The sequence below is a fragment of the Streptomyces sp. NPDC002156 genome (assembly GCF_053593675.1).
In genome coordinates, this window is sequence record NZ_JBSFDA010000003.1 from 45,099 (window position 1) to 60,329 (window position 15,231).

Consider the following 15,231-nt stretch of genomic DNA (forward strand, 5'->3'; position numbering starts at 1 on the left):
GTGCCGACCCCCGTACGGCTCGGGCCCGACCTGCCCCCCGGTCCCCCCGCTCCCCCCGTCACCGGTCATCGGGTGTCCCTGGCTCCGGACCCGTCGTCGTTGCCGTCGCCGTCCGCCCAGTCCCAGCCGTCGTCCCGGGGGCGCTTGCGGCGCGGCGGCTCCGGGACGGAGTCGTCCACGGAGTCGTCATCGGCGTACGGATCCGCCTGGTACGGATCGTGGGCGTCGGCGGGCCGGCGGCGGGCGCGGGCGGGCGGGTCGTCGGACACCCAGTCCGGAGTGAACGGTTCGGCGGAGGACCGCTCCAGTTCGGGAGTGGGCCTGCCGTTCCGGCCGTTCCTGCGGGCGGGCAGCGAGCCGATGGGCCCCTGGACCCCGCCCATCCGCCCCCGGTTGAGCAGACTGAGCGCCTGTGCCTCGACGTCGTTGGACTGGATCTGACCGCTCTCGACCATGTCGAACAGCCGGTCGACGCGCTCCCGTTCGTCCTGCCGGCCCTCCTGGCGGATCTTCTCCAGGAAGTCCTTGGCCTCGGTCGGCTCGGCCGCCAGCATGTACGTCAGCTGCTCCAGCTCCCCGCCCTGCAGCATGGCCCGGAACCGCTCCTGGTGCACCTTCGTCACCTCGGCGGAGGCGTGCGCGTCCCGGATGCCGTTCATGTGCTCGATGGCCCGGTCGTCGACGCGCAGCCGGACGTACAGCCGTACCTTCAGGCCGAGTTCGGTGCCCAGTTCGCCCCAGCGGCCGCCCGTGCACTCGCGGGTGATGGCCCGGTTGGCCTGCTCGGCCTCGTGCACGCGGTAGGTCGAGGTGACCTCGTGCAGCCGCTCCAGGATGGGGGCGGTGAGCCGCTTGGCGATGTCCGTCACGACCTGGACGGCGGCCAGATGCGGGTCGTCGACCGTCCAGTGGATGTCCACCTCGGCCTTGAAGAAGCTGGTGCCGCCGGCCGCGGGCAACTCCATCTCCAGCGGCGTCTGGTAGGTGCCGAGCGCGATCTCGCAGACGGTGTGCGGCCGGGCCAGCACCGGCTTGTCCACGTGCCGGGTGCCGGTCACGGTGATCACGCTGTAGCCGCCGTTGCGGTAGAAGCGCACCAGCGCCGTCTGCGCGCTGATCGGCGGCTGGGCGGCGGTCGGCGGGTACTCCTTCAGGAACGGACCCGCGGGACCGGCGGCGGCTCTGCGCGCCCGCAGCCGCTCCTGGGCCCGGGCCCGCGCCCGGGCCTCGTCGTTCTCAGCCATGGCTTCTCTCCTCCTGGCCGCTCCGGGTCCGCCGGCCTGTGGCGAGCCGCCACAGGGAGCGCGCCCGGGCGTCGGGCAGCGGATCGTCCGGATCGTTCATCATTCGGCGCAGCAGCCAGTCCAGCCGCCGCCGGTCGGGTTCCTCGGCGGCCAGCGCGGGCAGCAGCGCCGCCAGCCCCGGCCGGGTCCACTCGGCGCCCTTCTTGCGGACGGCGGTGCGCAGCATGCGCTCCAGCGCGTCCATGGCGACGTCCTTCGAGCGGGCCGTGTTGAGCGCGGTCCACAGCAGGTCCGCGACGGGCAGGGCGAGTTCGGGCCGGGCGGCGACCAGGGCGAGGGCCAGCGGCCAGTCGCCGCGTTCGCCGAGCGCGGGCTCCGGCTCGTCGATCAGCAGCTTGTCCACCCGGGTCTCGGCCAGCCAGATCGTGGCCGCGAGTCCGAGCGTCTGGTAGCCCTCGCGCTTGTGCTGGGTCCAGTCGGCCATCCGCCGCAGCACCTTCGCGGTCCGCTCGCTGTCCGGCAGCGCCAGCAGCCGTACGACGTTGAACGCGGCGGCGGCCCGCAGCGACTGCTCCGCGTCCTCGCGGATCCCGATCCGGGCGAGGGCGTCCAGGGCGTCGTCGGTGGTGTCCGCGCAGTTGCCGTAGCCCAGCGCCGCCGCCGCCGTCGAACGCTGGGTCCAGGTCGCCGACCTGCTCCAGTCCTCGACCAGTTTCCGTACGGCCTTGCGGTGCGAGGGGTGACCGGCCGCCTGGTCCAGCATCGTGGCCGCGAACAGCCTGCGGTGGGCGGTGCCCTCGGCGAGCGGCCGGACCAGTTCGGCGAACCCGTGGTCGAAGTCCCGTACGCACAGCTCCCCGGCGGCGACCGCCGCGCGCACCCACACCTGGGGCCGCTGGTCGTCGGCCAGCAGCCGCAGCCAGCGCACGACGGGCGCCCGTACCGGGAAGTGCCGGTCCCACAGCTCGGCCAGCACCGCCGACGGCAGGGCGCCGCCCCGGTACCAGATCAGCCGCGCCGCGACCTCCGCGCCGGCCACCTCGACCTGGCCGTCGGTGAGTTCGGCGCGCGAGAGGGCCAGGTCGGCGACCGGGTCGTCGCAGAACAGGGGGCGGGCGGGGGTGTGGTCGGGGTCGCACTGGACGGACAGTTCCCAGGTCAGCAGATGGGCGGCGGAGGCCACCGCGCTGTGCGAGGCCCCGCCGAGCACGGCGAGCGCGATCCGGAACGCCACGGGGTGGAACAGGGCGGCGGTGCCCGGCCGTTGGTCGCTCCCCGCGCCCTCCTTCTTGCCGTCGGCCGGTGCGGTGAGCGCCCGGTCGACCCCGGTGAACCACTCCTGGGCCTGCTCGGCGGCGAGGCTGCGACAGCCGGCCAGCAACTCCTCGTACGACAGATCGCCCAGCAGCCGGCCGGCCAGCAGGGAGGCAAGGAGTTCGGCCTCGGCGGGGCGCAGGTCCTTCAGCCCGACCGCGTCCACGACCTCTGCCCGCTCGGCCAACTCCTGGGCGCGGGCGAGGAGTTGCTCCATGCTGAGGGCGCTTTCGGGGGCGGCGGCGACATGGTCCTTTATCCGTTGCCCCAGTCGTTCCTCCAGCCGTTCCCGCAGCCGGGTGGTGAGCAGTTCCTGGGTGGGCGCGGGCGGGCAGAGCATGCCGTAGCGGCCGGCGAGCAGCGGGCCCGCCGTCGAGCCGACGGTGACGACGAGCACCGCGAAGGAGTCGAACCGGGCCAGGGCGGTGGCCAGTTCGTCCAGGTCCATCTCGTCCGGGGGCAGTACGCCGGGCCGGGTGAGCGACAGTTCCAGCAGATAGCCGGTGCCGGGCGGGAACTCGTCGCCGCTGCCCAACTGGGCGGCCAGCCGGCGGATCCCGCCGTCCGGGTCGACGCGGCGCACGCCCGATCCGGCGGTGACCTCGGCGAGCAGGGAGAGCGCCGTGCTCGTACGGCCGGTGCCCGGGGCGGCGCCGAGCACCAGCAGACTGCGGGCGTTCAGCGCGTTGCGCAGCCGTACGTAGCCGTCGGGGACCACGTGCGCGCGGCGGAGCCTGCGCAGCTCGTCCTCGGGCACGGGACCGCTGCGCAGGGCGCCGCGCAGGCGGGTGTCGGTGCCGAGGAAGATGTCGCCGAAGTGGGCGCTGCTGATGAAGGAGCGGTCGACGCTGGTGAGGTCGCGGCCGGCCTCGAACAGGGTCCGGGTGGCGCGGCGCGTACGGGAGGCGGCGGCGAGGTCGGTGGGGGCGTCCTCGCCCTGTTCCTCGGCGAAGGGGGCGCGGGTGTACTCCTTGAACCGCTCGGCGGCGAGTTCCCGTTCCCTCTCTTTTTCCTTCTCCTTCTCGTCCCGGTCGCTGTCCTCTTTGTTTTCTTTGCTTTCCTTGTTCTCTTTTTCTTTTTTATCTTCTTTGTCTTCGGTGTCCTTGCTCTCGGGAGGCTCGGGGGTGTCGTCCGACTGCTGGTCGTCGTCGCTCACTTCTCGTCACCGCCGATGCGGACGTCCCGGTGGAAGGTGCTGCCCTGGATCACGGAGATGTCGCGCCCGGCGGAGTAGGTCCTGCCGGAGTCCACGACCGGGGCGGGCGTACGGGGGGAGCCGGCCGCCGCTCTGCCCGGCAGGTGGAACCAGGCCGTCGTCTCGCCCTCCTTGAGGGTGAGCCGGGCCGAGGTGTAGCGCTCCGGCTCGATGAACTTGCCGCCGCCGCGCACCACGTCCTCGTACAGGGAGTTCGAGGTCACCAGGACGAGGTCGGCGCCCTCGGCGTCGAGGAGTTCGCGGGCGGCGGCGGAGTCGGCGAGGCGGCAGGCCAGGTCGACGGCGCGTCCGCTGATCCCGTGCTCGTCGTGCCGTACGGGACCGACGTGCATGCCGATCCGCAGCCCCAGCGGCACCTTCAGGGCGCGGTTCTCGTCACGCAGGTTCTCGTGCAGCTCGACCGTCCACAGCCCGAGCAGCCGGGTCACCGGGATCCGCGCGGACACCGAGAGCAGGACGCCGTCGCCGCGGTCCTCCATGTGTACGGCGTCCCGGGCCACCTTGGCGTGGGTGAACGCCGTCTCCACGACCCGGTATATCCGGGCGCGCATCCGCGGCCTGTCGATGTCGTCGTACTGCCCGGAACGCCGGGCGTCGACGCTGATCACCAACTCGTAGCGCGCTTCGGAGAGATCCATGGCGTCGCGGTCGTCCACCCCGTGCCCCCTTTGGTGCTGTTCGATCGTCGTTCGGTCGCCCCTTCAGATTCGGGCCCGGGACGAGGGCCGTCTGTAGCCGTTTACACACGGCGGGCCGGAGATTTACGCGCTCTCCGCGTGCCCGTCGGCGAGGAGGGCGAGCAACTCGGGGTCGAGGATTTCCACGACACGGTTGCCGGTCCGCACTATCTGCTGGGTGCGCAGCAGCCGCAGGCTCTTGGCGACGGCTTCCCGGGTGGCCCCTATGCTCGCGGCCAGCTCGTCCTGGGCGAGCTGCACGACCGAGGATCCGGCTGGGACATACGGGGAGCGGGGCGCGCCGCCCGACCCCGACAGTTCGGTGAGCCGGCCGGCCAGGCGCTGGAGCACGGTGAGGGAGGCGAGCGCGGACCGTTCCTGGTCGGCGCTGCGGAGCCGGAAGGTGAGCTGGCGTATCACCAGCCCGCTCACCCGGGGATGCTCGGCGAGGAACCTGCGGAAGGCGTCCCCCGAGATGACCTGGGCCTCGGTCGGCCCGAGCGCGCGCACGGTCGCGCTGCGCGGATGCGGGTCCAACGCGGCCATCTCGCCGAGGAGTTCACCGGGGCCGCGGAGTCCGAGTATCAGCCGGGTGGCGCCCCGGTCCGTCGCGACGGAGACGGTCACCCAGCCCTTGACGAGTATCAGGACGTGGCTGGATCGGTCGCCCTCGGTGAGGAGATGGGCGTCGGCCGCGAAGTGCTTCGGGTTGCCGAGGGCCATGACGCCCTCGCGCTCCTGGGCGGTCAGCGACTGCGCGAACGCCAGCTCATTGCCTAGCAGTCCCATGGCACGCCCCCCGCCGCGTTCCGGACCCCTGGTTTTGCGATGGCGTTGATGGTGACAGAGCGAAGTTCTGGCCTGAGCGGATCACGCCATATCGGGTGTACCGACCGGTAATTCATGTATGGGCACGTAAACCGCCCGGGGACCCGGAATCCCTGCCCATACGGCCCCTGCGGGCAAACCCCGCCCCGACCACTCGGACGGGGAGTTCCCCGGAGGACCCTCAGGTCAGCCCCACCACTCGAACGACCGTCCACCACAACGCAAGGAACCGGCCGGATGCGTCGTACTTGGCGAAAAATCAGGTTTCCGGTGCGGAAGTGGTGATGGGGGTGTGGTGGTGAGGGGTGGCCGCGGGGGCGGGACGGTGAGGAGACGGGAGCGGCCCGGCAGCCCCTAGTGGGGGACTGCCGGGCCGCGTGGGCGTAGGTCAACTGGCCTTACATGACGGCCTTGTAGCCCTGCCAGCCCGTGGCGATCCGGGTACGCGGGCCGAACGTGCCCTTCCCGGTGCCGTTGTTGCGCCACACGTTCCCGGCGGTGTCCCGGGACACGAGGTCCGCGCGGCCGTCGCCGGTGAAGTCTCCGACGCCGACGACCACGTTGTAGGGGGTGCCCCAGTCGTTGGCGATCTTCACCCGCGCCTTGAAGGCACCGGTGCCGGTCCCGTCGAACCGCCACAGCTCGTTCGACTTGTCCTGCGCGACGAGGTCGCCGCGGCCGTCGCCGTTCAGGTCTCCGACGCCGACGATCTTCTTGTAGCCGGTCCAGCGGGCGCCGACCTTCACACGGGCGGACAGCTTGCCGGTGGCGGTCCCCTTGAAGAGGAAGACGTCCCCGGTCGAGGCCTGCCGGGCGACCAGATCGGGCCGCCGGTCGCCGTCGACGTCACCGGGCGAGGTCAGCACGTCGTACTGGTTCCAGCCGGTGCCGAGCGCGGTGTACGCCGTCGCAGGCGTCGCCGCCTTGCCGCAGGCCGGGCGGTACGCGCGCAGGGCGCCGCTGCTCAGCCGGACCAGGACGTCGTTGCAGCGGTCGCCGCTCAGATCGCCGTACGGCACGAACTTGGCGCTGGTCGGCCAGCCGGTGCCGGTGACCTTGGCGCCCAGGGTGCCCGTGCCGGTGCCGCGCTGGACGGTGAGCGTGCCGTTGGCGGAGAGGGTGAGGAGGTCGCCGACGCCGTCGCCGCCCGCGTAGTCGCGCGGGGCCGCCGAGCCCGCCGTCACCTTGGTGGTGCCGGAGAGGGTGAGGGAGGCGCCCTGACCGTCGGCGGGCTTCGCGGTGAGCGTCCAGGTGTACGTGCCGTTGGCGACGAGCCGTCCCGCGGTGTCCTTGCCGTCCCAGGCGGCCGTCAGCAGACCGCGCGCGGCGGAGCCGGTCAGGGTGCGGACGGTGGCGCCGGACGCCTTGTCCCGGACGGTGACCTGCCAGCCGGCGGCGGGCTTGGACAGCCACCAACTGCCGGACCAGCCGGTGGAGTTGGCGGTGAGGGTGGAGTCGATCGCGGTGAGCGCGGAGGCGGGTACGCCGGTCGGCACGATGTGGACGCGCTGCTCGTCGTCGGCGTAGGCGACGGGGCCGCCGAAGCGGTCGACGGTCCAGCTGGTGCGCGCCCCGGTGTTGTCCCGGCCGAGGTCGGTCCAGTCGGCGAGCTTGCGGCTGGGCAGGTCGGTGTAACTCCCGCTGGACGGCAGGCCGTTGTGCAGGTCGAAGAGGGTGAGGCCGCTGTTCGACTGGGTGCCGGTGACGCGCTGGACGAGGTAGCCGTCGCCCAGGAGGACACCGCTCGCCGGGGCGGTGACGGTGCGCTTGGCCGTACGGTCGTAGACCCCCGAGCCCTGGACGTAGCCCCAGTAGTCCACACACGTCCAGTAGACCCAGCGGCCCACGGCCTGGAGGTCGGACGGGGTGCAGCCGTTGGTCGTGGTGAAGGACTCCACGGCGGTGCCGGCGGGCAGCCGGGTCGCGGTGACCTTGCCTCCGGTGGCGGCGCCGCTCCACAGGGTGTTGCCCCAGACGGCGGCGGCGACCCGGTCGCGCTTCTGGAGCACCTTCCCGGCTGCACCGGCGGGGAACTCGCCGACGTACTGCCGGCCCGAGGAGGCGCCGTCGACGACCGCGTACCGCCCGGAGAGGTCTGTCAGCTCGGGATTGTTGTCGCCGGTGTCGAGGGTCGGGCCCCAGTTGGTGGCGCCGTTGGCGTACAGCATGGTCAGGCCGGACTCGGTGCTGTCCTCGCGGCCGTGCAGACCGGTGCCGTCGGCGAACATCGGGATGCAGCGGGGCGTGGTTTCGTCGCAGTCGCCGTCCCGTCCGCTGACCAGCCCGTCCACGGTCGACCTGGCCACACCGGGAGTGGCCCCGGTGGTGAGCCAGGTGCTGCGGTAGGCGCCGATGATCGTGCCCGGCTCGTACAGGGTGCTGTTGTCGGCCCTGCTCAGGATGCCGCTGCCGAGGGAGAGACCGTGGATCTGCGCGGGGAACGGCTCGACGGCGGTCAGCCGGGTGCGGGTGACGGAGCCGTCGGCGCCCGGGGAGATCCGGTACACACCCCAGTCGAGGTCACCCTGCCCGACGTACGACTCGGCGCCCGCCACCAGCACGGAGCCGTCCGGTGCGTGGACGAGCTGGTTGGCGGCCGGGTCCATGACCTTGGTGGTGTCCGCGTCGTCGGACGTCATGGCCCAGAGCGGCTGGCCCCGGTACAGGTTGTCGCCCGGCGCCACGCGCTGGACGGCGAGCACCGTGTCGCCGACGACGCCGTAGGTGGCGTCGTAGCTGAGGAAGCCCGTGTCGAGGGTGCGGGTCGGCGCGGAGAGATCGTCGCGGTCGTACACGTCCGCCTTCGAGCGTCCGGAGCGCAGCCGCACCACCGAGTCGGTGCCCAGCCGGAAGCCGGTCACCTCCCAGCCCTCGTCGGAGGAGTCCACCCGGTCGGGCAGTGCGCCGAGTTCGCCGGTGGCGAGGTCGACGATGCCCCAGTGGCCCCAGTTCTCCGAGCTGTCGCCCGTGCGGTAGTGCAGGACGACGGACCGCGCGTCACCGTCCTCGACCTCGATGTCGTACGCGCCGTCCGGAAGCCCGGTGACCAGCGTTTCGGTGACCCCGCCCCCGTCCTGGACGCGCCACAACTGGTAGGCGTTCGGGTTCCCGTTGACGCCGCTGGTGCTGGTCAGGACGGTGGAGCCGAAGGTGCCCTCGTACGCGTGGCCCTCGGGCACCGGCACCACGGCACGGCCCCCCGAAGTGCCGTCGCCCTGGAGGAGGGTGACCTGACCGTCCTCCTCCGAGTACAGGGCGACGGTGTCCGAACCGTCGCCGTACCAGCCCGGGTGGAACGAGGCGTACTCCTGGAAGAAGCCGGTGTCGATGTCGTACGCGATCGGCGCGGGCAGCCGCTGCTCCAACGCGGTGGTCGCACCGGTGGCGTACGACGTCCACAGCAGCCGGTCGTCGCCCTCCTGCGCCCAAAGGAAGCCGCTGGCCCCGGCGTTGAGGATCTGCGTTGCCCGGGGAACGGCACGCGGCGCGGCCGGCAGTACGAGTTCTCCGGCCGCGGCGACGGCCGACGGCGCCGCCGACGCCGGCAGGGCGCTCAGCGGAAGGCCGAGGCTCAGTGCCACCGCCACGACAGCGGTGGCGGTACGTGCAGGTCTGTGTCGGCGTCGGCCGGGTCGGGCCACCGTTCCTCCAGGGAAGGCAAGAAGAAGGCGTGGCGGGAACGTACGTAACGACAGCGCCCTGACTTCTCGCTCGGCCCCCCGGCCGTCCCCCCACGCGCGCGTGTGACCGAGCGTAACAGCATGCCCATGACCAACAGCGAACCCTTTTCTCTCCCCGAGCCCCGTTGACAAGCGCCCGTCAACCCCTCCATCATCATTCCACTAATCAAGTAGTGGAATGGTGGTGGTGATCGTGGAGTACCGCATCGACAGGCGGAGCGGGGTCCCCGCCTTCCAGCAGATCGTGCAGCAGACCAAGCAGGCCATGCGGCTGGGCGTTCTGGTGCCGGGGGACCGGCTGCCGACCGCCAAGGAAGTCGCCGAGGTCAGCGCGGTCAACCCGAACACCACCCTCAAGGCGTACCGCGAGCTGGAGCGCGAGGGCCTGGTCGAACCGCGACCCGGCCAGGGCACCTTCGTACGCCGCACGCTGGCCCGCCCCTCGGCGGGCACCGACTCCCCGCTGTACGGGGAGCTGGTGGCCTGGATGTCGAAGGCGGCCGGGGCCGGTCTGGAGCAGGAGGACGTGGCCGCACTGGTCACGTCGGCGATGGAGAAGCAGTACGCCGCCGGGAACACGCAGGCGGCGGGGGCCCCGACACCGGGGTCCACCACAACGGGGTCCATGACGACGGGGTCCACGGGGGCCACGACAACTAGGAGCACAGGTGAGTGACGGTATGTACGCGGGGGAGCCGGCGCTTGAGGCGTACGGACTGGGGATGCGCTACCGGCGGGGCTGGGCGCTGCGGGACTGTTCCTTCCGGCTCCCGGCGGGGCGGATCTGCGGGCTGGTCGGACCCAACGGGGCCGGCAAGACCACGCTGCTGAGCATCGCGGCCCATGTCCTGCAGCCGACGAACGGCTCGATCAGCCTGTTCGGCGAGGCACCTGGCTCGGTGGAGTCCGGCCGGCGCACCGCCTTCCTCGCTCAGGAGAAGCCCCTGTTCCGCCGCTTCACCGTGGCGGAGACCCTGCGCCTCGGGCGGGAGCTGAACCCGGGCTGGGACCAGCGCGCCGCCGAGGACATCGTCCGTGCGGGCAACGTCCCCTTCGAGGCGAGGATCAACACCCTCTCCGGCGGCCAGCGCACCCGCGTCGCCATCGCCCTCGCCTTCGGCAAGCGCCCCGACCTGCTGCTCCTCGACGAGCCGATGTCGGACCTCGACCCGGTCGTGCGCCACGAACTCATGGGCACCCTCCTCGCCGAGGCCGCCGAGCGCGGCACCACCGTCCTGATGTCCACCCACGTCCTCGCCGAACTGGAGAACGTGTGCGACTACCTCGTCGTCGTCTCCGGCGGCGGAGTACGCCTCGCCGGTGACGTGGACGAGCTGATGTCCGTGCACACCCTGGTCACGGGCGCCAAGGAGGGCGACGGCGTGCCCGCCGGCCTCGCGCAGCACACCCTCGTCGAATCCCGGACCAGCGGACGGCAGTTCACCGCGCTCATCCGCCCCGAGGGCCCGGTCACCGGCCCCTGGGAGACGGACGCCCCGAACATGGAGGAACTCCTGCTCGCCTACCTCCGCTCACCCGAGGCACCACCCCTGATCACCCCGACCGCCCAGGTCCAGGGCCAGGCGTACGGCACCGGGGCGGTGGCGGCATGAGCATCTCCACCAGCAACTCGACCCCGAAGAACGCCTCTTCCGGCACCTCGACCGACAGCAAGAACGGGACCATGAGCGCGACCACCACCACGGAGGCCACCCGGCGCCCCCACCTCAGCGGAATGACCTGGCTGGTCTGGCGCCAGCACCGGGCCGCCTTCTGGACGATCATCGCCGCCACCGCGCTCTCCGTGGCCTGGATCGTCTACCAGCGCGGCCAGATGATGGACTTCCTCGACGGCTACGGCTATCCCACCAAGAGCCTCGACGAGGTGGGCAGCGAGTTCCAGCAGTACAACGACGCGTTCACCTCCGTCTCCACCGGTCTCATGGCGATACCCATCCTGCTCGGTGTCTTCCTCGGCGCCCCGCTTCTCTCGGGTGACCTGGAGAACGGCACGGCCAAGCTGGTCGCCGCCCAGTCCGCGAGCCGGACCCGCTGGCTGGCCACGAAGCTGGGGCTGACCACGCTGGTGGTCGTGGTGATCACGGTCGCGCTGTCGGCCGCGTTCGGCTGGTGGTGGAGCCCCGTCAAGTCCGAGGTCACGGTCATGGACTGGACCTCCAGCGAGGCGTTCAACACCACGGGCCCGGTGCCCGTCGCCCTCACCCTGCTCTCCGTCATCGGTGGCGTGGCGATCGGTGCGGTGCTGCGGCGCACGCTGATGGCGATGGTGGTGACCTTCGGGTTCACCGTCGTGCTCCAGCTCGTCTGGTCCCACTTCATCCTGTCGCTCGGCAACGTCATCACGGTCACGACGAACAAGGGCGTCATCGCCGAGAACTCGTTCCCGACGCTGCCCGACGGCGTGTACCAGATCGACGAGTCGTACCTCACCAGTAGTGGTGACCTGCTCGGCTGGAGCACGTGTTCGGGCGGGGACACGGATGCGGCGCGTGAGCTGTGCCTGAAGCAGGAGGGTGTTGTGGGCTGGTCGGTGGACTATCTGCCGATGTCGCAGATGAACGGTATGCAGTGGTTCGGGGCGTCGATTCTGTTCGCCTTGACTGCTGGGATCGCGGTGTTCCTTTTCTTCTGGGGTCGTAAGCGGCTCGTCTGAGGTAGTCGCTCTCCTGCGGGCCGGTGGGGGCTGGTCGCGCCCGCGCGGCGGTAGCCGCAAATCGATACAGCCCCGCGCCCCTAAAAGCAGGGGCGCCTCCCCCACTCCTTGTTTCTTTGTCCCGTCGGACGGGCTGCTTTGCCGTGCCCGGAAGTCCGGAGAGAAAGGTTTCCTTTGAACCACCGCAACAGACGTCGACGCGAGGCCACGGCTCTCGCCCTGCTCACCGCCGTCGCCCTTACCGGGACGCTGCTCGGGGCGCCGGGGTCGCAGGCCGCGCAGACCGGCAGTGTTACGGCCGGCCGCCTCGGCGAGGGGAAGACCGTCACCCTTGTCACGGGGGACCGGGTGACCCTGGACTCCGCCGGGCAGGTCACTGGTGTACGGCCCGCCAAGGGGCGGGAGGGGACCACCTTTCGAATAGCGCGGGACGCCGACCGGACCCTCGTCGTCCCGCGTGACGCCGAGCGGCTGCTCGCCAACGGCACCGCCGACCGGCGGCTGTTCGATGTGACGCAGCTGGTGAAGTGGGGGTACGACGATGCCACCCGCGCCGATCTGCCGCTGATCGTGACGTACGCCAAGGGCCGCACCCTCGCGCCGAGTGCGCTGTCCGCCGCCGGTGCCCGGGTGAGCCGGGACCTGCCCAGTGTGAACGGGGACGCGCTCAGGGCCCGTAAGGCCGAGGGCGCCGAGCTGTGGGAGACGCTCACCGGGAGCGGGGGGTCGGCGCGGGCGATGTCGGCCGCCGCGGACAAGGTCGAGCGGATCTGGCTCGACGGCAAGGTGGAGGCGGCCCTCGACCGGAGCGTCGCGCAGATCGGCGCCCCCGAGGCCTGGGCCGCCGGGTACGACGGCAAGGGCGTCAAGGTCGCCGTGCTGGACACCGGGGTCGACGGCACGCACCCGGACCTGACGGGCCGTATCGACGCGGCGAAGAACTTCTCGGAGTCCGCGGACACCGTCGACCGGGTGGGGCACGGTACGCATGTGGCCTCGACCGTGGCGGGGTCGGGTGCGAAGTCCGGGGGCAAGTACAAGGGGGTCGCTCCCGGCGCCCGGCTGATCAGCGGCAAGGTGCTCGACGACGGCGGCTACGGCGAGGAGTCCGGCATCATCGCCGGCGCGCAGTGGGCGATCGCCCAGGGCGCCAAGGTGATCAACCTCAGCCTGGGCGGCCCCGACAGCCCCGGTGACGATCCCCTCGAACAGGCCGTGAACGACCTGTCCGCCTCCTCCGGCGCCCTCTTCGTGATCGCCGCCGGCAACGAGGGCCCCGCCGCCGGCACTGTCGGTTCACCGGGCAGCGCGGCCGCCGCACTCACCGTGGGCGCGGTCGACCGCGACGACACGATGGCCGACTTCTCCAGCCGGGGCCCGACAGCGGACGGTGCGCTCAAGCCCGACCTCACCGCCCCCGGCGTCGACATCGTCGCCGCGAAGGCCGCAGAGGGCACGGAGGGCGACCCGGCCGCCGACGGCTACGTCTCGATGAGCGGTACGTCGATGGCGACCCCGCATGTCGCGGGCGCCGCCGCGATCCTCGCCCAGAGCCACCCCGACTGGACCGGCGAGCGCATCAAGGCCGCCCTCACCGCGTCCGCCAAGCCCACGGCCGGTGTCTCGGCGTTCGCGCAGGGCACGGGACGTACGGACATCGTCCGCGCCCTCGGCCAGCAGCTCACCACCATGCCCGCGACCGTCGGCTTCCCCACCCAGCAGTGGCCGCACACCGACGACAAGCCGGTCAGCAAGACCATCACCTACCGCAACGACGGCGACGCGCCCCTCACCCTCGACCTGACCACCGAGGCGTACGGCGAGGACGGAAAGCCCGCTGCCGAGGGCATGTTCGAGGTCTCGCCGAAGCAGCTGACCGTCCCGGCGGGCGGCACGGCGACCGCCCAGCTCACCGCCGACTCCAGCGCGGGCACGGCCGACGGCGGCTTCGGCGGCTCGGTCGTCGCGACGGACGGGGGCAGCAACTCCGTGCGGACCGGTGTCGGCGTACAGCGCGAGGTCGAGTCGTACGACCTGACCGTCAAGCACCTCGACCTGAAGGGGAAGCCGGCCGGGCGTTCGGAGACCGGGGTGCAGGGGCTGGACAACCAGATCTGGAACGACTACTCGGACGACACCGACGGCGAGTTCACCGTGCGGCTGCCCAAGGGGCGTTACAGCCTCGAAGGCCGTATCGACACGGGCGCGAACCCTGACGCCGGGCAGCTGGCCCTCCTCCTGAACCCGAAGTTCTCGCTCACCCGTGACACCACCGTCGTCATGGACGCCCGCAAGGCCAAGCCCATCCGGATCACCGTGCCGGACAGCAAGGCCAAGCACACCGACGCCACCCTCAACTTCGGGTTCGACATCGACGGGAACCAGAGCACCTCCACGTACCTGATGGGCAGCTTCAGCAAGCTGCGCGTCGGGCAGTTCGGCGCCCGGCTGCCCGCGAACGAGGCGCTCGCGCAGTACAACGGCACCTGGACGCACGGCAGTACGAGCTACCGGCCGGCGATGAACCGTACCGGCGATCTGTCCGGCTTCACCGTGAACCTGAAGCGCGCGCAGTTCGCCAAGATCACGATCGCCGCCGGTGAGCCCGCCAAGGACAAGACGGGGTCGCTCGTCGCGGCGCCCATCCTGCCGGGCGGCTGGGCCGACTTCTACCCGACCGAGTTCTCCCTGCCGGCCAACCTCACCGACTACGTCCTGCCGGGCGTGAAGTGGCGGTACTCCGTCACGCAGGAGAGCGGCAAGGACGCGGACGGCGAACCGGTGTGGGACGCCAGCCAGTGGACGGCGAACCCCCGTTCGTACAGCGCGGGCAAGCAGTACGTCGAGCGGTTCAACACCGGCGTCTTCGGCCCGCACCTCACGGGTCCGCTGACCGGCAACGAGGACCGTCCGGGTGCCGTCCGCGTCGGTGACACCTTCATGGCGTACCTTCCTCTCTTCTCCGACGGCGCCGGGCATGTGGGCGACTCCCGGTACAGCAAGGCGAAGAGCACCCTCTATGCGGGCGGCACGAAGGTCTTCGCCATCGACTCGGACCTGGCCGGCGTCTCGTACGAACTCCCCGCCGCCAAGCGCACGTACCGTCTGACCACGGACGTCTCCCGCCCGACCTCGCTGTCGCCGGTCTCCACCCGCGTCACCGCCGAGTGGACCTTCACCTCCGCGCACGTCACCGGTGTCGGACAGCGGCTGCCGCTGTCGGCGGTCCGCTTCTCGCCCAAGCTGAGCATGGCGAGCACGGCCAAGGCGGGTACGCGGTTCTCCGTCCCGTTCGCCGTCGAGGGCGCGGCCACCGCGCGTACCGCCCGCAAGCTGGCCTTCTCGGTCTCCTACGACGACGGCCGCACCTGGCACGCGGCGAAGGCGGTCGCCGGCAAGCGCCTCGACCTGCGCCACCCGGCGAAGGCGGGCACGGTGTCCCTGCGCGTGACGCTCACGGACAAGGACGGCAACACCCTGAAGCAGACGATCAATCGGGCCTACCGCACCATCAAGTAGAGCGAACAGAGAAGGAGAGTGGCGCCCGGATCGGCTTCGGCCGGTCCGGGCGCTTGCTCGTTCTTACCGGATTCATGAC

Annotated in this window: 9 protein-coding genes; 4 read left to right on the forward strand and 5 right to left on the reverse strand. The window is 71.5% G+C overall.

Annotated features, from left to right (window positions below):
- Positions 1 to 65: 65 nt before the first annotated feature.
- From ACWCRB_RS02545 to ACWCRB_RS02565, 5 genes are all read right to left on the reverse strand, one after another.
- Positions 66 to 1,244, reverse strand: a complete 1,179-nt coding sequence (locus ACWCRB_RS02545; protein ID WP_450994241.1) for a hypothetical protein — start codon at positions 1,242 to 1,244, stop codon at positions 66 to 68.
- Positions 1,237 to 3,714: a hypothetical protein gene (locus ACWCRB_RS02550; RefSeq protein WP_450994242.1), complete on the reverse strand. Its 2,478-nt coding sequence runs from the start codon at positions 3,712 to 3,714 to the stop codon at positions 1,237 to 1,239. Before ACWCRB_RS02550 ends, ACWCRB_RS02545 begins: the two co-directional genes overlap by 8 nt.
- Positions 3,711 to 4,430, reverse strand: coding sequence for a hypothetical protein (locus ACWCRB_RS02555; RefSeq protein WP_450994243.1), 720 nt, complete (start codon positions 4,428 to 4,430; stop codon positions 3,711 to 3,713). Before ACWCRB_RS02555 ends, ACWCRB_RS02550 begins: the two co-directional genes overlap by 4 nt.
- Positions 4,431 to 4,535: 105 nt before the next feature.
- Complete coding sequence (locus tag ACWCRB_RS02560; protein ID WP_450994244.1) at positions 4,536 to 5,240, reverse strand: Crp/Fnr family transcriptional regulator; 705 nt, start codon at positions 5,238 to 5,240, stop codon at positions 4,536 to 4,538.
- Between the two features lie 437 nt (positions 5,241 to 5,677).
- A complete protein-coding gene (locus ACWCRB_RS02565) occupies positions 5,678 to 8,866 on the reverse strand; it encodes an FG-GAP-like repeat-containing protein (protein ID WP_450994245.1) in 3,189 nt (1,062 codons plus the stop codon).
- A 271-nt stretch (positions 8,867 to 9,137) separates the two neighbouring features.
- Between ACWCRB_RS02565 and ACWCRB_RS02570 the strand changes: the two genes are divergently transcribed.
- The 4 genes from ACWCRB_RS02570 (at position 9,138) to ACWCRB_RS02585 (ending at position 15,152) form a co-directional block, all read left to right on the forward strand.
- Positions 9,138 to 9,635: a GntR family transcriptional regulator gene (locus tag ACWCRB_RS02570; protein ID WP_450994246.1), complete on the forward strand. Its 498-nt coding sequence runs from the start codon at positions 9,138 to 9,140 to the stop codon at positions 9,633 to 9,635.
- 4 nt (positions 9,636 to 9,639) lie between these two features.
- Complete coding sequence (locus ACWCRB_RS02575; RefSeq protein WP_450994334.1) at positions 9,640 to 10,572, forward strand: ABC transporter ATP-binding protein; 933 nt, start codon at positions 9,640 to 9,642, stop codon at positions 10,570 to 10,572.
- Positions 10,569 to 11,633, forward strand: a complete 1,065-nt coding sequence (locus ACWCRB_RS02580; protein WP_450994247.1) for an ABC transporter — start codon at positions 10,569 to 10,571, stop codon at positions 11,631 to 11,633. Before ACWCRB_RS02575 ends, ACWCRB_RS02580 begins: the two co-directional genes overlap by 4 nt.
- Positions 11,634 to 11,807: 174 nt before the next feature.
- Positions 11,808 to 15,152, forward strand: a complete 3,345-nt coding sequence (locus tag ACWCRB_RS02585) for a S8 family peptidase (RefSeq protein ID WP_450994248.1) — start codon at positions 11,808 to 11,810, stop codon at positions 15,150 to 15,152.
- Positions 15,153 to 15,231: the final 79 nt, after the last annotated feature.